The organism is Brachyspira sp. (assembly GCF_029258575.1).
In the GTDB taxonomy this organism is placed as follows: domain Bacteria; phylum Spirochaetota; class Brachyspiria; order Brachyspirales; family Brachyspiraceae; genus Brachyspira.
The window spans coordinates 1-20,745 of sequence record NZ_JARHYI010000117.1; the positions used below are offsets into that span (position 1 = coordinate 1).

Sequence of the window (20,745 nt, forward strand, 5' to 3'; positions counted from 1 at the left end):
TTTTTTTTCTGCTGTGTATTATATTGTTTCATAGATATTCCTTTTTTTTATTTTTAGCAATTTAAATTATAAGGAATATCTGATTTTTTTAAACTAAAAGTGTGCAATATCTATGGAACTTAAACAATTATTAGTATTTTTTAGTATTGTAAGTATAGCTTTTTCGCAATATTATTATTCTCCAAGCCCAAGAGTAGGTAATGTGAAACCATTTGTACCGCCAAGAACTAAAACTACAATACCTCTTTACACTTACAAAAATGATTTAACATCTCCAAGATATTCAAATCCTGGCTATACTAAAAGCTATTATAGAAATGGAAGATTTCATTATTTTGGAAATGGATATATGAGTTATAGAGAAAGACAGAAGTTAAAGGAAATAGATGGAAGATATTCACCTAGATATAGAATGCTTGAAAATGAAATGCGTTTGAATAATTCTGCTATAAAATCTCAAATATATCAAAGAAATCCAAATAATAATGTTATAAATAGTGCTGTTAATGATAATTTTAGAATAGAGATGGAAATGCAGATGATTAGAACTTTAAGAGAATTGGATATAAACAGACATTTCAGATAATAAAAAGGTGTATTAATAAAAATGATATTATTTTTTATCAATAATAATCTCTATAATATTTTTTATAATCATCTTCATCATTACTTTCTTCATCATCTTCAATATCTTTATAATTATTATCAAAAAATTCAAACATGCTATTAATGAATTTATTGCTTATATCCAAATCTCCAAGATGTATATAAAGAGGATTTTCAGATATTATTCTTCCTTTGAATTTCTTTAAATAATAACTTTGAGGATCTTTCAAATATATAAAAAGATAGCTTCCTATAATATCTAAATCTTCTATTTCTTTCCAAAGTACATATATATAACTTTTTACAAGAAGATTGTTATAATATATTCCTTTATCATCTAGTATAAAACTAGCTTTTTTAAAAAATATACTTCTTATCAAAATTATAGATAGTATAATCACTCCAAACATAAAAAAAGATACTACAAATATAATAGCAGCTTTCATATCACTATCAGTTTCTCTGGTAAAAAGTACATGAGTTAAAAGTACAGTAGTAATTAATCCTATTATCATCACAGCAAAAAATCTCATGTTATTAATATAAACTTTAATAGAAAATTTACTCTCTGAAAATAATTCATGTACATCTTTCATAGTTTTAAATCTCCTTCATAATTATTATTCTCAAAATAATATGTGATGAGATATATTAAAGTATCTCTTTTCATTTTTAATTCTGATATATATAAAACAATAGGTTCTTCATTATTTTTTTTATTTTCTAATAATCTGCTTTCTTCTTTTAGATAAATATATATAAATGTTTTTGAAGAAATTATTTCTTTAATATCTGTCCATTTAATAGATATATTTTTATTTTTTAACAGCATATAATATTTTATACATTTATCATCTAATATAATTACAGGTCTTTGTGATTTTAGCCATTGCAAAATAAAAATTAAAAGATATATAGTAAAAAATATTAATATAATAATACTTATAATCTCTTCTTTATATTCTTTTCTATTGATAAATAAGAATATAGCTATTAATATAAAAATTAAAGCCATAAATGTAAGCATGGATAATTTTCTTTTATTTATATATATTTCAATCTTTGGGAAAGAGTTTTCATTATTAATTAGTATTTCATTATTAGTTAATTCTTCATTCATAAAAAACACCTATAATTTATTTATATATCAAGTATTATAATAATTCAATAGTTTATAATGTATTTATTGCTATAGTATGATTTAAAATAATTAATGAAAAATTTTGATAGAAGTATATGTAAGAATAAAAAATAATTAATACTTTTTTTATTGCTTTATTTCAATCCCCACCCTTTATATTTATTGTTTTATTTTGTTATATGAAATTTTTTTTATATTTTTTATCTATTTTTGCAATTATAAAACCCACCCTAAATTTTATTATGTTTTATAATTTTTATACATAAGGAATATATATCTATTAATAATAACATTTAAATTATATAAATAAATTTTGTTAAATTTGCAGTTAAATAGATAAAAAATTTTATTTTTAATTTATATGACTTATAAAGCTTTTATAAATTCATCAATATTTTTTGTCCTTGAACTTTTACAATACGGACATTTTTGTTTATTTAGTTTTATTATCAATAAATTTATAGTATGTTTCTTTCTTCTTACTGTGAATTTTCTTTTGCAGCTCTTACATTGATAAAAATATGGAGGTTCATCTAAACGCATAAAAATATCCTTACAAATTATACTTTTATTTATTATCGTAAAACTTTGAATTTTATTAAGAGTTAATATTATGATATAATACCAAAAGCTTAACAACCCTAGAATAACTCTTAATTCCATCTTTTTGATTATTCGCTTTTAAATATGTATCATTAATTTTTTGGCTTACTCTTGATAAATGCCCCATATAGTTCTGCCAAAATTCATAATATTTTTTTATTTCTTCTTTGGTATCATTATTTAAATTTGACATTAAATGAGCATAGTTTTCATCTCTTTTAACTTCATTTAATACATATAATAATGCTTCAAAATTGGCAGAATACCTTATGAAAGGATCTGTATGTTTAGAGCATGCTACATACGATATAAAATTAGCTTCATCTTCATAGGCAATACCTATTTGATGTGATATTTCATGTCCTATAGTAAATGGAATTGAAACGCTAGGAATTAATATATTTACATTAGCCTCAGATGTAAAAGGTGAGTATATACCAGTTATTTGCAAATAAAGAAATATTTTTGATATCATTATAGGTTTAGTTCTTGAATAATTCATTTCCAAAAAAGGAAAATCTTCAAACACCTTATTATATTCAGCCTCTACCATTCTATTTAAAGCCTGATAATTGGTGTTAATTTCTTTATACTTCATTTCATGTTTTATATTATTAATATTTTTTATTAAAGTATCAGCTAATGTATATATATCATTATCATTTATATCTCTAGTATGATAATTTTCTATTAAAGGAAGTCTATGATAATTTAATCCCCATACCAAAATAAATACTATATATAAAATAATCATAGAAGATACAAATATATATAAGAAATTTAATGCTGCTTTAGTTTTGTTTGCTAATGTATTTATGTTGGCATTAAAGAAGGATTTCTTCATTGCTATTATGAAGAAAATAATGATCGCTACCACAAATAAAAATAACAGTAATTCCCCAATAGAAAAACTAAAATTTGAAGATATTTTATTAATTGTTCCAGATATTTTTTTATATAATGATCTAGAATAAAAATTTTCTATAAAATTTTTTGATAAAGTTATGATTTTTAATACAAAAACAATAAAAATAAGAGATAATATTAATGTGATTTTACTTTTCATCTTAATAATATTATACAAAAAAAGCAAAAATTGTAAAGCTATAATCTTATTTCATTTTTTTGATATCAGCATCCATTTTCTTCTTCCAAAGATCATACATTTTTTTCTTCTCTTCGGATTCTTCCATTTCATTCAAGTACACATGTATTCTTCTAAGTGAAGCTATGATATTTAGAGCCATTTTCATATCATCTAATCTTTTATCCTGAAGTTCGTATTTAGTTCTATAGTGTTCAGCGGCAGCAGCTAGTAATTTTTTTACTAATTCCATGAGTTTTACTCTGAATTTATATCCTTCAATTTCAGGACTTAATTCTTTAATATAGCTTTTAAAATCTATAATATTTTTTGCTATAACTGCAAATCTAGCTTCTATTTCTATAAAGTTTTGAAGCCATTTAGAATTTTCTCCATAGCAGTATTTAAAATAATCTATAATATATCCAAATGAACAAATAAATTTATATCTCCATTCATCGGATAATTTATCTTTGAAATATTCATGCATTTCTTCATTTAATGAAAGTGAATTATCAGTATGATTTCCAAATACTTCTTCCAAAAGCATAATAGCTTTATTTATATACCTTCTTCCATCATTAAGCTGATTATCGGAACGCACATCTATATGTTCTATTGCTATATAACAAATAGTAGCAACAAATGATGATGCTTGAATATAAAGTACAGCAGCCTCTATCTTTTTATTTGCTATTTCAAAATCATCTTCCAAAGTTAGAAGATCTTTTTCCACTTTTACCAATTTAGATTCTACACCTGCAAGTAAATTCTTGTATTTATTTTGCATTCTAGTACATTCGGCTTTTGCAGCTTCGCTTATTTTTGCCATAATTTACATCTCCACGCTATTTATTATCGGAAAATAATTTTTAATTGTTTAAATTAATAGGCATAGAAACAAAAAAAGTAGTTATTTTGAAATATTCATTTATACTTTTTATAATCATGCTTCCTCTATGAGCTTCAACTATTCTTTTTGAAATAGCAAGCCCTATTCCTACACCATGACTTTTTGTTGTGAAAAAAGGTGTAAATATCTTCTCGGCTACTTCAGGTTCTATATATGAATTTGTATTTTCTACTATTATATCAATAATAGAATCTCTATAAGCATTATCATCAAATACTACGCTTATAAAAGAACCTTCTTCATTATCATTGATAGCCTCTATAGCATTTATTATAAGATTGAATATTACTTCATTCATTCTATCATAATCCCATCTTACAATATCTTTTTTAGTTACTTTTACAGCATAGAATTTTATATTTTTTCCGCTTTTTTTAATATATTCATTTGTCAAAATAGTGAGATATTTTATCATATCATCAATTTTTATATTATCAACTTCCAAATTAATGCTTTTGGCAAATGATAAATTTCTTTTTAAATAATTTTCTAAATTTTCTACTTCATTCGCTATTATTTGAGCATAGTTTTTAATGTTTTCTTCTTTACTTACTTTAACAAGCCTATTAGCAAATCCAGCAATAGGTACTATAAAGTTTCTAAGATTATGAGCCATTGATGAACTCATTTCTCCTATTATAGCTAAACTTTTTAAATCCAATAAAGTTTTTTCAGCAGCTTTAAGAGCATTATTATTTTTTTCTATTTCATTATAAAGAGAAGAGTATTCCAAAGCAACAGCCGCCTGCCTTCCGAACATCTTCAAATAATCTAAATCATCTTCAGGTATAGGCTTACCATTATAAGGATTATCAACAACTATCATACCTATACAATTTGTAGCATTCATTATAGGTATAATTGCAAAAGGGCAGTCCCCGAATATGTCAGTATACTTTTTTATCTGATATACATCTTCATCATTTATATTAACAATATTAATACTTTTTTTATTGTTGTATACATCAAAAAATAATTTGCAGTTTTTATTATTTGGTATAACAGTATTCAAAAATCTTTGATTCAAATCCCAAGAATCTTCCATACTCCTTTTATCAAAAGAAAGCATTAATTTTTCTCTTAAAGCATATTTATCCAAACTTTTCATATTACTCCATATCATACCAGCATCTTGGGAATTTTTAGGAGCAACACACATTCTTCCTCTAAATACATTGAATTCTTTATCATAAAGAAAAGCAAAAGCTCTATTAAAAGCAAATACATCTCCTATCGTTGTAATAGTAAGAAGCAGAAATAATATATCTTCAGTTTTTGAACGTTCTAATAAAATATTGCTTATATCGTATAAAGTGTTCAAACGAGACATATGTTTAGTATTTTTTTCATTTGCTTTGCTTAATTCCACTATATTATAGTGTTCAGACATTCTGCTTGCTATATTTGCCAGAAGAGGGTTGAATAAATTAGAATCATTAAAATCAAAATCACCTAAAGGATTTTCAGCATCTGGTATCTTATCTATAACAGCAATATATCCGAAACAATCTTTTTTGGTTGGTATTCTATTAAACAATATTGATCTGTTTATAATGCCTTTGAATTTATCATAGTATTTATTTTTAGCAACATTGTTTATATAAAATATACCATTATCCCAATATTCATCAGAATATATTTTGTCTTCAAATATAGAATAGTCAAAATAATCTGGAAATCCAAAACTAGATCTTGTATAAAAATTATTATTTTCATCTATTAATCGAATAAATGCTTTACTTGATGTGAAAATATTTGCTATATCAGCTGCTAGATTATTTAAATTATTTTCAAAATCATCAACATCGCTTAATTTTAAATATAATTCTCTAACTAATTTTAACTGTTTATCTCTTTCATTATATGTAACACTTTGAAGCACATTATTGGCATATACAGCAAAATGACCTATAACATTTTTTATTTCTTCTATTATTGAATTGTAAAGCTCTATTTTATTTTCTTTATTTCTAAATACTACAACGCCTATAGGATTTGCATAGAAAAATATAGGAAGTATAAACATAGAAGAATAGTTAGAAAATACTTCCATATCTGTATGATTAATATTATCCCCTATAAATATTTTTTGTTCATATAATACATCTTTACAATGATTTGCTAATATTGGAAAATCTACTTTACATACATAGTATCTGTCTATACCATATACTCCCCTTAATATAAGATAATCACCCTTTGGAAAGTATACTTCCCCGCAATCGAACCCATAATACTGACAAGTTTTTTCTAAAAATAAATCGACAACTCTGTCTATTTCATTTGTATTTTCTGCAAAAAGCAGTCCCATAGATAAATCTGAAAAAAAACTGTCTATTGATTTTCTATCTTCCATAAAATAAACGCCCTATAATTCTAACCAATATGTATTTTTTAAACAGTAAATATTTTTAATTGATACGGCAATATTTCTATAGTATCATTGATATTCTCTATTTTATTTTCAAAAGATATATCTTCTTTTATACCATATTTCACCGCGTTCAACTCCCCAATTTTAGATGTTATATTAACTATAATAAGAAGTTTATCATTTTCATCTAAACTATATTTATAAAATTTTCTAAAAGGACTCTTTTCTTTTTTTTCTTTTTCATAATATTCATGACTATGTTCATTATTATTTTCTTTTTTTAATTTATCGAGTTCCTTTTTTTCTTCTATATCTATAGAAACTATTTTACCGCAATTGGCAAGTATACTATTATTTTTTATATAATTAGTCATGTTCTTTATGTATTCACTAAGATCATAACTTATATTTTCATAGTCCATTTCATTTCCACCTACAACATTGCATCTTTTGAAAAATCCGTATTCATCTCCAGTTGTAATCATCCACATATCGCATACTATAGCTGTAAATAGGAATGTTTGTTTTACCTTCCAAATATTACCGTCATATTCAGAAATAAGTCTTTTTGTGTCATGATTACTAGGGAAAGCTATTTGTCTGCATTTCTCTCTTGCAAGATCATACTGTTCTAAAAACCATTCGCTCTCATAATCCCACCATTTAGCACTGCTTGCTACATAATTAAAACCAGCATCTATTAATTTTTTGGTATCTTTGATAGAACAACCCAAGCTTTCTGCAAAGAATATTACTTCATTATTTATTTTTTTAGCATTATCTATTAAATATTTCCATAATTCTTTAGGTACTTTATAAGCAGCATCGCATCTAAACCCCATAAAACCCAAATTAAGATTATGTTTTATTAAATCATTCCAATAATACCATATAGGATTTAATATTTTATCATAATTTATTTGAATTTCTTCATCTTCTTTTTCTTCATTATTATTTTCATCTTTTTCATTAGGATCCATTTTATTATTGAATATAGCTAAATCACCCCATTCAATCCATTGTCCATTATCCCAAGCTCCTGGAGATTGTAAAGCACCATCTTTTGTTTTGTACCATTCAAAATGTTCTTCTGCTAAATTACAGTCTTTAGATGAATGGTTGATAACTAAATCTATCATTACTTTTATTTGTTTATTTTTGCAATATTCCAGAAAAACTTTCAATTCTTCTTCGGCGGTATTTTTATCAGTACTGCTGAAAAAAGCAGGGTTATATTGATAATAATTTTTGGTGGCATATAAACTTCCGCTAAAACCGGGATATGTTATTGGATTAATATATACCCATTCAAATCCCATTTCTTTAACTCTGTCAATATGACTGTACCAATTTTTTATATGCCCCAAGAGAGGCGGAAATAAATTATATCCAGATGTTTTCATATATAAATTATATATAAATAATAAAAAAAAACAACTTTTTATCATATTTTTGTGATTATATTTTATAATTCTATATAATATATTTATGTGTTATTATACAATAATATTATTATATGATTTGTATATATTATTGATTTTAATTTTTTATATTATATAATTATAGAGTATAAAAGTGTATCATTATTATTAGGTATAAGTTTTATGAGAGTATTAGTTTATGATTCATCTATGCAGATAAGAGATAGTTTTATCAGTATACTTATTACTGCAGGATATGAGGTAGTTGCTGTAAAGGATAAAAATAATATTTTAAGTATGTTTGGAAAGCTTCCGTTTTCTATTGCTATTATAGAAGCCGATGAAAATGATGAAGATATGTGCAATATACTTGAAAAAATTTATTTAGATGACAGATACAGTAATGTTCATGTTATAGTTCATGTTGAAGATCCAAGCAGAGAATTTTTTACTAAGATGATGAGAATAGGAGTTTCTGGTTTTTTATTAAAGCCTTTCAATGAAAAAGAGTTTTTGAATAGATTTAAGCTTTTAATAGAAAAAGCTGGAGTTAAATCTAAAAAATTAAAGCATATAGTTGTAAATAATTTAGATAATTTCAAATTGGTATTCAGACATGAAGGTGCAAGACAGATTCTTCATGGTATGATAATAGAAATGTCTCCTATAGGATTAAAATTTATTATGCCTCCTAATGAGCCTGATATAGAAATAGGGGATTCTATAAAAAATGCTTCTATGTCAATTAGTTCTTATAAAATTAGTTTCACTATTAATATCACAGAAAAGATTGGAAATGAATATATAGGATTATTTGAAGATTTATCTGTTTTTAATTCTAAATTAATATGTAAATTTATATATGATAAATATGTTGAAAAAATAAAATAATTAAATGGGGATTTTTTATTATGATAAAAGCTTTAACAATAGCAGGATTTGACGGTTCAGGAGGAGCAGGAATACAGGCAGATTTAAAAACATTTTCGGCTTTGGGTTGTTATGGAATGTGCGTACTTACTGCATTGCCTGTTCAGAATACTCAAGGAGTAAGAAACTGCTATGAGATAGATATTAAAGCTATAAAAGAACAATTAGAATGTATATTTGATGATATTACACCTGATGCCATTAAAATAGGAATGCTTTTTAATAGCGATATAATAAAATTAGTAGCAGAGTTTCTAAAAAATAATGCAAAGGATATACCTATAATAGTTGATCCTGTAATGGTAGCAAAAAGCGGAGATAGACTTCTTTTGGAGGAGGCGGTAGACAGTTTAAAAAAATATATACTTCCTATTTCAACCATTGTAACTCCTAATATACCAGAGGCTGAAGATTTAACTCTAAAAAAAATAAAAACTGATGATGATATGATATCTGTTGCTAATGATATACTTGATATGGGAGCTAAAAATGTTATGCTTAAGGGCGGACATTTAGAAGGAGAATTGTCAAGAGATTTATTTATGAACAGAGATAATAAAGAGTTTTTGGACGCTTTAAGAATAGATACAAAAAATACCCATGGAACAGGCTGTACTCTTTCTGCTGCTATATGCAGTTATATAGCACATGGAAAAACTCCTCTTGAGGCATCTAAATTGGGAAAAGAATATTTATTTAATGCCTTGAAAGCAGCCAAAATAGATAGTGTTGGTAAAGGTCATGGTCCTGTTCATCATTTTTATGAGGCTTGGAAACATTTAAATATATAATTTTATGCAATATGAATATTATAAATTTTCAATTATTATTAGCATAATCGCTAAATTCTTGTCTTAATTTTTTTACTAATAGTATTTATTAATTCTTTATTATCAAATAATTCTTGATCATTCATTTTTAATTTCCATTTTAATATGACTTATTTTTTATATGTTTTATAATGTATAAAATTTCGGTCTTTTTGTTTCTCACCGTAACAATAAAAGAACAGTGGGTTGTGGCAAAGCTACAATTATAAATAATGGGACTTTATCTTATCAATAAAATCCCATTTATAATTATGAATATTCATTATTTATTTTACCAAACTAGAAAAATCAAGCATATTCTTGAAAATTTTATCTACTGAAGAAAGTAAGGCTATACGATTATTTTTGATTTTTTCATCATCTACATTAACCATAATATCTTTAAAGAATTTATCCAATGGTTCATAAAGACTTGCCAATAAAGCAAATGTCTTTTCATATTCCTTATTTTCCATAAGTTTATTAACTTCATTTGATTTTTCTTTATATATATTGTATAAAGATTTTTCAGCTTCTTCTTTTAATAAAGATTCATCTAAATTGGTATCTTTTGATGATTTAATAATATTTTTTACTCTCTTGAATACTAAAAGAAGATTTGAGAATAATTCTTCATTTTTCTTTCTGAAAGCATCAATAGCTTCTATTTTTAAGTAAGCATCATACATATCATCTATACCAGTAGAAAGAACTCCAGCAATAGAATCTTTAGCAAAGTCAATATCATTTTCAAAACGCGATTTAAAGAATTCAAATATATCTTTTATCAAATCTTCGCTTTTGTTATTTCTAGCATTTTTAGGCATAGAGTTAATAGCATCTTCTATTAATTTTTTTAGATTGATATGATTTTTAGATTTTATAAGTATATTTATAATACCTAGTGCCTGTCTTCTCAAAGCATTAGGGTCTTGAGAACCAGTAGGTATATCTCCAACATAGAAACCTGCTGCTATATTATCCATTTTATCAAGTATAGCTATAGCCTTTCCCGTATCATTAGAAGGTATTTCATCTGCCGCAAATAAAGGTCTGTACTGTTCATTGATAGCCAAAGCAATATCATCATTAAGATTCATAGACTTGGCAAAATAACTGCCCATTATACCTTGAAGCTCTGGGAAATTATAAACCATATTACTTACCAAATCAGATTTCATATATTTAATAGCTTTAAGTATATTCTCTTTATCTTTTTCATAGCCTAATAATTTTATTAATAGTTCAGAATTTTTTTCAAGCCTTTTTACTTTATCAGCTACACTTCCTAATTCCTTTCTAAACATAAGTATTTCAAGTCTTTCATTCATCTCATCCATACCTTTTTTAATATCTTCTTGGTATAAGAATCTTCCGTCTGAAAGTCTTGCTGTTAAAACTCTTATATTTCCTGCTATTATTTGAGGAGTTTTAGGCTGATTTGCTGTTATTATAAATAGATTAGTTAAAGTACCGTCCTTTTTGCATAATGGGAAATATTTCTGATGTTCTATCATTTCACTTGTTAATACTTCTTTAGGTACTTCCAAGAATTTAGAGTCAAACTCTGCAGTAAGAAGATAAGGCTCTTCTGTTAAATCAACAACTATTTCAGATACTTTTTTCTTTGAAACAGCTTCATAACCATGTTCTTTTTCAATATTTTCTAATTGATTAATTATATTTTCTAATCTTTTTTCTCTTGATACAATTACATGCTTTTCTAATAGAATTTTTTCATAATCTTTAGGATTATTTATTTCAGCAAATTCAGGAGATAGAAGTCTATGTCCTGTTATTTTATTATTAGTTTCTATTCCCGCAATTGAAGTTTTTATAATTTCATTTCCGAATAATGCTAATATATTTCTAATAGGGCGTACGAATGCAAAATCTTTATTTCCCCATCTCATTTTCTTTTTAAAGTCTATAGAGGCAATTATATTTTCTAATTTTTCTTCAAATAATTTTTTAGTTTCTATACCTTTTTTTTCTTTTTTTACAAAAATATTTTTTTTTCCATTTACTTCTTTTATATACGGTTTATCAAATGATTCATTTTCATCTATATTTTTTATAGCATTTACATCAATATTATGAGATTTTAAAAATCCTTCTCCAGCTTTTGTCGGAACGCCATCTTTTACTGCACTTTCAAATAAAGGTCCTCTAAATTCTATAATTTCATCTTTTGATTTTTCTTCAACATCTTCTGCCAATACTGCTAATCTTCTTGGAGTAGTATATGAATTTATACAGTTGAAATTAACGCCGTTATTTTTCAATGTGTTTTCTACTATCTTTTTGAAACTTAAACTTGCATGGTATGCAAAATCGGCTGGTATTTCTTCAACTAATATTTCAATAAGCAAATCTTTCACTTTAATATTCCTTAAAATAATAATATATTAATGTTTTATATTGTATATTTATAGTATAAAAAAAACAATATTTTTTATATATATATCTATAATTTTGTTAACTATTTGTTTATTTGTAAGGTTTTATTTAAAAATGATGTAATATTTAGTAAAAATAATTATTATTTGACGATAATATATAATTTAGATATTTATTTTATATAATTAATATAATAATATTAATATAAACGGAAGATTTTGTAATATGCAAACAGTAACAACTAAACAAAATATACTAATCATAGATGATGAAGAAGATATACTTATTACCTGTCAGAATATATTAGAAAGTGAAGGCTATGATGTAGTGATAGCAAAAAATTATAAAGAAGCAGAATACATTTTTAATAAAAAAAAAATAAATTTGGTTTTTTTAGATGTATGGCTTCCAGACACTGATGGATTAGATATTTTATCATATATAAAAGAAAAATATCCTTCTACAAATGTAATTATGATGAGCGGACATGCAGGAGTAGAAACTGCAGTAAGAGCTACTAAAATGGGAGCTTATGACTTTTTGGAGAAGCCTATTAGTATATCTAAACTTCTCTTAAGTTGTGATGAAGTATTCAAAGAACATAAAAATGAAAATGATAGTATTGAATATGATAATAAAGAATGTCAGAATATAAAACATAATGGAAAATATAAAATTAAGCAGAGAACTTTAGCTAAAAGTATTGTAGTAAGCGGATTCGCTTTGATGGAAGGCAGAAAAACTGCTTTGACCTTAGTTCCTGCTGAAGTTAATACAGGAATAGTTTTTATAGATATTAATACAAATACTCGTATAAAACTTTCACATGATAATATACTTTCCAAAGATAAATCAGGAGCTGTTAATTCTACAGCATTAATATCAGGAAACAGATACATAAAAACAACAGAGCATTTTTTGGCTGCTCTTCATATGATGGGAATAACCAATTTAATAGTAAAATGCGATGGAGAAGTTCCTAATGTTGATGGCTCTGCTTTAGTATTTTGTGATGCATTGAAAGAGGCTGGATTTGTTGAGCAGAATGATTATATAGAACCTATAGTTATAGATGATACATTAACTTACGGAAATGTTAATGATAATGATACTTATATAATACTTTCACCTTATGACGGACTTGAAGTTAGTCTTCGTATAGATTTTGCTGGAAGTATAGGCGTTCAGGAATATACTTATAAATTTGAAGATTTTAATCAATTCACTGAAGAAGTTGGAAGAGCTAGATCATTTAATACTATAGATAATATAGATTATGCTCAGAAAATGGGTATGGCAGGAAGCGGTATGATAGGAAGTCATATACTTCTTTGTGATGGAAAGGTTATAAATACTAAATTACATTTTGATAATGAGTTTGTAAGACATAAAATCTTGGATATAATTGGCGATTTATATATATTAGCCAGACCTATAAGAGGAAAAATAGTTGCTAATAAATCTTCGCATTCTTTTAATCATTCAGTTGTTCATGATCTTGCAAATAGATATTTATAGAGCTTTATTTGAAAAACTGTATGATTAAAAACTAATTTGAAGAGTAGAATATATGTCAGAAAGCAGACCAAGAACAAATACGGAAGAACAGAATAATATATCATTATATTTTGCTGATGCTAAAAAAGAAAATCTTTTAACTAGAGAAGAGGAAATAGAATTAACTAAAAGATTAAAAGAGGGAGATGCAGAAGCAAGATCCAAACTTATTAGAAGTAATTTGAGATTCGTAATTACAATAGCAAAACAGTATAAAAATAGCGGACTTTTACTTGAAGATTTAATAAGTGAAGGAAATTTAGGGCTTATAATAGCAGCTGACAGATTCGATCCTGATAAAGGCTACCATTTTATATCTTATGCAGTATATTGGATAAGGCAGAGTATTTTAAGAGCTATTAATGAAAAATCAAGACTTATAAGACTTCCTTTGAATAAGGCTATGGACTTGGTTGATTTGGAAAGAGCTGTACATCAATATTATTATAAAAGCGGTTATACTCCTGATGTTAATGAACTTGCTACTATATTAAATAAAGATCCTAATGATATTCTTCATATTATGTCTATGAGTACTGAGCATATTTCACTTGAGGGTGAATATAATTATGACGGTATGAAAGATAGGCTTATAGATATTATAGAAGATAAAACTTCTGTAAATGTTGAAGAGACTGCTATAAATAAAGAGCTTATGGAAGAATTAAAAACAGCTATTGAGGGCTTATCGGATATAGAAAAGCAAATCATAAATGCAAGATATGGTATAGATCAGGATAGAAAAACTCTTAAAGAAGTAGGGGAAATGTTTTCTTTCACCAAAGAGAGAATAAGACAGATTGAGAAAAAAGCATTGAGAAAAATGCATTCTCAGAAATATAGTTCTTTAAAAGATTTCTTAAAGTAAAATTATTTATTTATTTTTCTTTAATTAAGTATTTTTATAAAATTGTTATGGAGGAATATCATTTTGAAAGATGCACAACTTTTGGATATACTTAATAAATTTTTGAAAGAAAAAGATAATATAATTAATAGCTTAAAAGAAGAAAAAAAAAGAAGAATACCTAAATTCAATATTATAGAATTATGTTCCAATAATGAAGTTTATAATACAAAATTATTAGATGAGATGCTTAAAATTGATTTTATTATTGATGATAAGGAAATTAATTTTGCAAAATACTTTTCTAATTATATTATTAAAGATAAATTAAATCATAATGATATTAATATAGATAATAATATAAATGTTGATACTGAAGTAATATCAAAAAATGGAAGAAGAATTGATTTGCTTATACATAATAATGATTTTGAAATCATTTTAGAAAATAAGATTAATGCAAATGAATTAAAAAATCAATTGCAAGATTATTATAACGAAAGACTTCAGTATATTGATGAAGAGAAATTATTTATTATATTTTTAACTAAATATGGTAATGAAGCATATTCATTAAATGAAGATTTAAAATGTAAATTAGAAAAAGATAATAGAATTTGTTATTTATCTTATAAAGATATAGCTGACTTTATAGATAAATGTTTAAATGAATATTCATGTATAAAAAGTGATAATTATGTATCCGTTTATTCCGCTTTAATTCAAATAAGAGATAATCAAAAAAATATAAGTAATAATAGAGTACAGGAGAACAATATGGAAAAAAATACTGTAATAGAAAAGTTATTTAATGATAATAATATTTATGAATCATTAAGTAAAATAGATGATATTGAAGAATGTTCTAAATTATTTTTAGATGCTGCTTATTTAATTAAATCAAGAAAAATAGAATTAAGTCCTATAAAAGATCAAATAGAAATTATTAATAATACTATTAAATATTTAAGAGATAATGGTTTAGAAAATGAAAATTGCAGATACTTAAATGAAGAAATATTTAAAGGAAATATTATAAGTAATGCAGATGCAAATTCAACTCCTATTATTATTAATATAAATAATAATCTCACAATTAAATTATTTATAAACAAAAATACCTGTTATCTTACCATATTTTCAAATAGCAGTAATATTATAAGTAAATTAAATGAAGAAAAAATCAAAGAAGAAATAAAAAATATATTTGGAAAATATGAACTTAGAGAGGGAAAGAATGATCCTGAACCTGATGATTATTTATATGTTTATTATTTCTATATCACTAAAGATGATAATTATCAAGAGATAGGATATATCATAATAAAACTTTATAATTACTTGAAAGAACAAAATTTATAATATACTATGTCTGGGCTTTATATACATATCCCTTTTTGCACTTATAAATGCAGTTACTGTAATTTTTATTCTATTGTTAATATGAACGATAGGGAAATATATAGAAAATATATAGAAGCATTGATATCAGAATTAAAATTAAGAATAGTAAATTATAAATCATATATAGAAACAATATATTTAGGAGGGGGTACTCCCTCTGTATTGAATGTTCATTTATTAAAGTATTTATTAGATAATGTTTTGTATATTGTATATTCTCATAATAAAAATAAAGAGCTAATTAAAGAAATAACAATAGAATCAAATATCAATAATATTAATGAAGAGTATATAAATTTTTTGGAAAGCATAGATAATATAAGGCTTTCTTTGGGAATTCAGACATTCAATGAAAAGAGTTTGGCTATTATAAATAGGCATACGGACAAAAAAGATATTATTGAAGCACTTAAGCTTATAAATAAATCATCTTTGGAAAATATATCTCTTGATTTTATATGCGGTCTTCCTTTGAATAGTGAAAATCAAATAAAAGATGATATATTATTTTCATTTGATTTACTTCCTAAAACTAAACATTTTTCACTTTATTATTTGGAATTGACTGAATCATTAAAAAGTAAATGGAATGTTTTTTTGCCAGATGATGAAAAGTCTGTAATATATTATAAAAAGGCATCTGATACATTGGAGGGGCTTGGATTTAAAAGATATGAAATTTCAAATTATTCTATTGAAAATTATAATTCTATTCATAATAGTCATTATTGGCTTTTGAAGGATTATATAGGTATTGGAGTTTCTGCTTCAGGATGCTATAACGACAACAGATACAGCAATATAAAAATTCTTAAAGATTATTTTGATTATATTGATAAAAATATTCTGCCTATAAAAGAAAATGAATATTTGAATATTGATGATAGAAAGAAAGAATTTATATTCCTTTCACTAAGAACAGTAAAAGGAATAGATATCCATAAATATAATAATTGTTTTAATGAAGTGTTTTATGATAAGTATTGTAAAATTATTAATGATAATAAAGAGTATTTTAATATATCTAATGATTATTTATCTATAAAAAAGTCCTATTTTGATTATGCTGATGAGATTAGTATACTTTTATTTTGATTTATTTAAAGATTCTTGAAAGTTTTTATTGCTTATAAGATATTTATCAACTATTATTGCTAAGGCACTGTCTTCTTTTTTTAATTCTTTTGCTCCTCTTGTTATTGAACAAAGACTTGCATTTAAATGTTTTGCTATTTCATATTGTGGCATCTTCTTCCTCAATAAGGTGACTATCCTTAGTCTTTGCTGTATCATATCCTGTTCATCTTTAGTAAAGAGCTCCATTAAAAGTTTCTTAATAAACTCTTCATTAGTTTCAGTTGCTAGAATATGTGCTAATAGTTCCATCTTTTTTTCTCCTTAAAAATTATTGCTATAAAATTATTACTATTTAGAATACTACTATATTAAGTATAGAATAAATATTAATTTTTTCAAGTAAATTTCTTATTATTATATATAATAATGTTTTATATATTACAAATGAATGAGTATTAATGTTTTTATATAAGGTCATTTTATGAAAAAGAGTAATAAAAATTCAAAGGTAATTAAGAAGATTTCAACAAAAGAAAAAAGCAATAATAATATATTTCTAATACTTTTTGTAGTATTTATTTTTTTTGCATTATTCATACATTTTTATAATAGAAACTTTTCATCGTCATCATTAAAGAATATAAATGAAGTTGATTCTTCAGGGCTTACTATAGTGATGAAAGCATTACTTAATGAAAATGGAAAATTAACTATTAATGATATAAAGAAACTTATAAGAGATAATAGAAAAAGTATAGATTATAAAATTAGAGATAGCAGCAGTAAAACTCTTTTAATGTATGCTGTATTTTATGGTGATGTTGAAATAATAAATGATATAGTAGAGTATGGCGGTCAGATAGATGAGGTAGATAATAATGGAAGAACTGCTTTGCATTGGGCGGTTTATTATAATAAATATAATGCAGTTGTTGCTCTTATAGAACTTGGGGCTAAAGATTATATAAAAGATAATTATTCTCTTACTCCTATAGATATAGCCCAGTATGAGGGGCATGAGGAGATATATGAATATTTATCTAATTTATAATAAAATAATAATGATTTTTTGATGATGAGTTTATTGTATAAAATATATTGTAAAAAATATTTTTTAATGTTAAAATTGAACATCAATTATAGTTAATAGAAATTAATAAAATAAATTAATAAAAAAGAGGAAGCGATGAGATTTAGATGTTTAAAAAAAGATATAGTAAAATCTATTGGCGTTACTGAGAATGTTGTTGAGGGTAAAGTAATTTATAATATAGAAAGCAATGTACTTTTTCATCTTGCTGGAAATATGCTTACATTAACAGCTACTGATGGTTCTGTTTGGGCTAGAAGCAGAATAATACTTGATGATTGCGAGGGTGAGGGTGCTGTTGCAGTATATGCTAAAAAGATAAGTTCTATATTAAAAGAGATGCCAGACGGACTTATTACAATTAATGTTGAAGAGAATGAAAAAATAAATATAGAATCTGAAAATGGAAAAACTAAACACTTAATTATTGGAATGAAAACAGATGATTTTCCTGTTTATCCTGAAAGTAATGGAGATATTAGCTATATAATGCTTCCTACTAAAGAATTAGTTACTATGATTAATAAAACTATTTCTTCTATAGCTAAAGAACCTTTCAAGCCTGCTTTAAGAGGTATATGCTTTGAAAAAACTGATTCTAAATTCCTTGCTGTTGCCACTGACGGAAGAAGAATGGCTGTAATTGAAAGAGAATTTGAGGGTGTTGAAAACGGATCTTTCTCAATAATAATAGAGCCTAAAGTATTAAATGAAATACTCGTTACTGCTAATTATGATGAGGTTGAGCAGGTAAAAATGGGAGTAGATGGTCAGCAGGTTTATTTCCAAGTTGGTAAATATGATTTTGTATCAAGCCTTATAGAAGGAAAATATCCTAATTTCAGACAGGTTATACCTAAAGAATTTGCTTATAGTTTCAGAGTGAATAAAAATGATTTGCTTGATGCTATAAGAAGAATTGTTCCTATGATTAATGATGTTCGTTCAAAAAGAATGATATTAACAGTATCGGAAGAATCTCTTAAAGTAAAAGGTATTAACCAAGAGATGGGAGAATCTTTAGAGGAGATAGATATAAAATATTCAGGCGAGGAGCATTCTGTAGCCTACAATTATACTTATATTCAAGATGTTATTAAGCAGATTGATTCTGAGATAGTTACTTTCATGGTTAATAAAGATTCAAGCCCTACTATGGTAAAAGAGATAGAAAGAGAGGATTATTATTATATTATCATGCCTATGAGTATAGGTGAGGAGTAATTAATATATAAACTTCTTATAATATCAATTATAATTTTATTGTCTGTTATAAAATATTTTGATAATTTTAAGATGGTGCAGATATAAATTCTTCTGACTATCAATACAGAACTCCTTTAATGTATGCTGTATCAAACGGAAATGCTGATATAATACTTTATATTTTTGATTTTGTTTTGCATCATTAATTGTTAATTATGTATTTTCATTTCTATCGAATGTTTGTATAAATTATTCGTATCAAAATCATTATCTTCTAAAAATAAATTATAATTATAGAAAACCTATTATATTTGATTTTTCTTTTCGTATATCATAGCCTTTATATTTCAAATCGCTTAATTTATAAATATCATCATTCATTATAGCAAAGCATTTAAAGAATAAATATTATAAAGATTAAATAGTTTATCATTGATCAACTGTAAATATAACAGATCTGTTTGATTGAGAAGCATTTGTCCAAAACTCTATACTTCTATAAAAATAATCCCAAGTATATTCAAAATCTTCATCATTTAAAGTATATTCATAATCTTTTTCATCTATTTTAAAATATTTTTCTTTGAACTTTTCTTTTGTTATAGTTTCTATTTTTTTAGCTATATCTTTAACCATATTTTCTTTTTTTAAAGTGATAATATAATCTTCCTCATCATCTCCGTTTCCGTATAAAACATCGCCTCCCATTATAATAGATCCTAAAGGATAATTATCATCACCAAATACTAAAAGTCCGTCATTAGAAAGACATCTATGCATAGTGTCCCAAGATTTATCTAGTTCATAAACATATTTTGTATGCTTTTCAAAGTAAATTTCTTCTAAATATTCAGTAACAAAATCGGGTCTTTCAAGTCTTGAAGTTTTTAATAATTTATTTAAATCTTTATCGCTTAAAGCAAAAAACATACCTAAACAGCCCATAAGATAACTCCATAGTAATTTATAATTTAATTATTCTAAAAATAATATTTTTGTCAAAATCATATTTTATAGAAAAGTATTAGCTGCAAATATTATTATTCCTAAAAATATACTGTATATCAAAGACATTTTTATTTTTATAGATTTAAGGAAATATATAACTAAAAATAAAGCAAAGATTAAAGTAGCTACAAAATAATATCTTTTAATACCATCATTAGTTACTATTAGAGTTATAGATGCTACTATATTACTAATCATAACTACTCTTGCAAGTATAAGCTGCATGGTTATGGCAAGAATATCATCTTTATCTGGTTCTTGATTCATATTTATAT

Annotated in this window: 21 protein-coding genes; 10 read left to right on the forward strand and 11 right to left on the reverse strand. The window is 24.8% G+C overall.

All coding sequences use genetic code 11. From position 1 onward, the window contains the following. Nucleotides 1-112 precede the first annotated feature (112 nt). Nucleotides 113-586 carry a hypothetical protein gene (locus Q1J76_RS08780; protein ID WP_300369708.1) on the forward strand — a complete coding sequence of 158 codons (474 nt, stop codon included), beginning with the start codon at nucleotides 113-115 and terminating at the stop codon, nucleotides 584-586. 37 nt (nucleotides 587-623) lie between these two features. Here the strand turns inward: Q1J76_RS08780 and Q1J76_RS08785 are convergent, their stop codons facing one another. The 7 genes from Q1J76_RS08785 to Q1J76_RS08815 all read right to left on the reverse strand — a co-directional run bounded on the left by Q1J76_RS08785 (nucleotide 624) and on the right by Q1J76_RS08815 (nucleotide 8,124). Then, on the reverse strand, nucleotides 624-1,202 hold the full coding sequence (locus tag Q1J76_RS08785; RefSeq protein ID WP_300369709.1) for a hypothetical protein: 579 nt from the start codon (nucleotides 1,200-1,202) through the stop codon (nucleotides 624-626). Beyond that, nucleotides 1,199-1,726, reverse strand: a complete 528-nt coding sequence (locus Q1J76_RS08790) for an STM3941 family protein (RefSeq protein ID WP_300369710.1) — start codon at nucleotides 1,724-1,726, stop codon at nucleotides 1,199-1,201. The genes Q1J76_RS08785 and Q1J76_RS08790 overlap by 4 nt, the downstream gene beginning before the upstream one ends. Nucleotides 1,727-2,113: 387 nt before the next feature. Continuing rightward, nucleotides 2,114-2,290, reverse strand: coding sequence for a hypothetical protein (locus Q1J76_RS08795; RefSeq protein WP_300369711.1), 177 nt, complete (start codon nucleotides 2,288-2,290; stop codon nucleotides 2,114-2,116). 55 nt (nucleotides 2,291-2,345) lie between these two features. After that, a complete protein-coding gene (locus Q1J76_RS08800; protein ID WP_300369712.1) occupies nucleotides 2,346-3,416 on the reverse strand; it encodes a DUF3810 domain-containing protein in 1,071 nt (356 codons plus the stop codon). A 46-nt stretch (nucleotides 3,417-3,462) separates the two neighbouring features. Continuing rightward, the gene (locus Q1J76_RS08805) at nucleotides 3,463-4,266 is read right to left on the reverse strand and encodes a TP0443 family flagellar-associated protein (RefSeq protein ID WP_300369713.1); all 804 of its coding nucleotides are present in this window, start codon (nucleotides 4,264-4,266) and stop codon (nucleotides 3,463-3,465) included. Nucleotides 4,267-4,306: 40 nt separating this feature from the next. Further along, the gene (locus Q1J76_RS08810; RefSeq protein WP_300369714.1) at nucleotides 4,307-6,703 is read right to left on the reverse strand and encodes a sensor histidine kinase; all 2,397 of its coding nucleotides are present in this window, start codon (nucleotides 6,701-6,703) and stop codon (nucleotides 4,307-4,309) included. A 38-nt stretch (nucleotides 6,704-6,741) separates the two neighbouring features. After that, nucleotides 6,742-8,124 carry an alpha-amylase family glycosyl hydrolase gene (locus Q1J76_RS08815; RefSeq protein WP_300369715.1) on the reverse strand — a complete coding sequence of 461 codons (1,383 nt, stop codon included), beginning with the start codon at nucleotides 8,122-8,124 and terminating at the stop codon, nucleotides 6,742-6,744. Between the two features lie 201 nt (nucleotides 8,125-8,325). Between Q1J76_RS08815 and Q1J76_RS08820 the strand changes: the two genes are divergently transcribed. Both Q1J76_RS08820 and thiD read left to right on the forward strand, forming a co-directional pair. Next, nucleotides 8,326-9,033: an ANTAR domain-containing protein gene (locus Q1J76_RS08820; protein ID WP_300369716.1), complete on the forward strand. Its 708-nt coding sequence runs from the start codon at nucleotides 8,326-8,328 to the stop codon at nucleotides 9,031-9,033. A gap of 20 nt (nucleotides 9,034-9,053) precedes the next feature. After that, nucleotides 9,054-9,863, forward strand: coding sequence for a bifunctional hydroxymethylpyrimidine kinase/phosphomethylpyrimidine kinase (gene thiD, locus Q1J76_RS08825; protein ID WP_300369717.1), 810 nt, complete (start codon nucleotides 9,054-9,056; stop codon nucleotides 9,861-9,863). A gap of 305 nt (nucleotides 9,864-10,168) precedes the next feature. Here the strand turns inward: thiD and glyS are convergent, their stop codons facing one another. Continuing rightward, complete coding sequence (glyS, locus tag Q1J76_RS08830; protein WP_300369718.1) at nucleotides 10,169-12,262, reverse strand: glycine--tRNA ligase subunit beta; 2,094 nt, start codon at nucleotides 12,260-12,262, stop codon at nucleotides 10,169-10,171. Between the two features lie 244 nt (nucleotides 12,263-12,506). On the opposite strand from glyS, the gene lpxC reads away from it, so the two are divergent. From lpxC to hemW, 4 genes are all read left to right on the forward strand, one after another. Continuing rightward, a complete protein-coding gene (gene lpxC / locus Q1J76_RS08835) occupies nucleotides 12,507-13,799 on the forward strand; it encodes a UDP-3-O-acyl-N-acetylglucosamine deacetylase (RefSeq protein WP_300369719.1) in 1,293 nt (430 codons plus the stop codon). A gap of 52 nt (nucleotides 13,800-13,851) precedes the next feature. Then, the gene (locus Q1J76_RS08840; protein WP_300369720.1) at nucleotides 13,852-14,706 is read left to right on the forward strand and encodes a sigma-70 family RNA polymerase sigma factor; all 855 of its coding nucleotides are present in this window, start codon (nucleotides 13,852-13,854) and stop codon (nucleotides 14,704-14,706) included. 63 nt (nucleotides 14,707-14,769) lie between these two features. Continuing rightward, nucleotides 14,770-16,047 carry a PD-(D/E)XK nuclease family protein gene (locus Q1J76_RS08845; RefSeq protein ID WP_300369721.1) on the forward strand — a complete coding sequence of 426 codons (1,278 nt, stop codon included), beginning with the start codon at nucleotides 14,770-14,772 and terminating at the stop codon, nucleotides 16,045-16,047. A gap of 6 nt (nucleotides 16,048-16,053) precedes the next feature. Further along, nucleotides 16,054-17,184 (forward strand): radical SAM family heme chaperone HemW, encoded by a 1,131-nt coding sequence (gene hemW, locus Q1J76_RS08850; protein WP_300369722.1) that lies wholly within the window; start codon nucleotides 16,054-16,056, stop codon nucleotides 17,182-17,184. Here the strand turns inward: hemW and Q1J76_RS08855 are convergent. Then, nucleotides 17,176-17,475, reverse strand: coding sequence for a Trp family transcriptional regulator (locus Q1J76_RS08855; RefSeq protein ID WP_300369723.1), 300 nt, complete (start codon nucleotides 17,473-17,475; stop codon nucleotides 17,176-17,178). The genes hemW and Q1J76_RS08855 overlap by 9 nt on opposite strands. A 172-nt stretch (nucleotides 17,476-17,647) precedes the next feature. On the opposite strand from Q1J76_RS08855, the gene Q1J76_RS08860 reads away from it, so the two are divergent. The 3 genes from Q1J76_RS08860 (at nucleotide 17,648) to Q1J76_RS12530 (ending at nucleotide 19,668) form a co-directional block, all read left to right on the forward strand. After that, complete coding sequence (locus Q1J76_RS08860; RefSeq protein WP_300369724.1) at nucleotides 17,648-18,217, forward strand: ankyrin repeat domain-containing protein; 570 nt, start codon at nucleotides 17,648-17,650, stop codon at nucleotides 18,215-18,217. Nucleotides 18,218-18,352: 135 nt separating this feature from the next. Then, nucleotides 18,353-19,480, forward strand: coding sequence for a DNA polymerase III subunit beta (gene dnaN / locus Q1J76_RS08865; protein ID WP_300369725.1), 1,128 nt, complete (start codon nucleotides 18,353-18,355; stop codon nucleotides 19,478-19,480). Between the two features lie 83 nt (nucleotides 19,481-19,563). Further along, entirely contained in the window at nucleotides 19,564-19,668 is a 105-nt protein-coding gene (locus Q1J76_RS12530; RefSeq protein WP_367182117.1) for a hypothetical protein, read from the forward strand. Between the two features lie 223 nt (nucleotides 19,669-19,891). On the opposite strand, the gene Q1J76_RS08870 is transcribed toward Q1J76_RS12530, so the two are convergent. Both Q1J76_RS08870 and Q1J76_RS08875 read right to left on the reverse strand, forming a co-directional pair. Further along, nucleotides 19,892-20,407 carry a DUF1877 family protein gene (locus Q1J76_RS08870; RefSeq protein ID WP_300369726.1) on the reverse strand — a complete coding sequence of 172 codons (516 nt, stop codon included), beginning with the start codon at nucleotides 20,405-20,407 and terminating at the stop codon, nucleotides 19,892-19,894. A 66-nt stretch (nucleotides 20,408-20,473) separates the two neighbouring features. After that, entirely contained in the window at nucleotides 20,474-20,737 is a 264-nt protein-coding gene (locus Q1J76_RS08875; RefSeq protein WP_300369727.1) for a hypothetical protein, read from the reverse strand. Nucleotides 20,738-20,745: the final 8 nt, after the last annotated feature.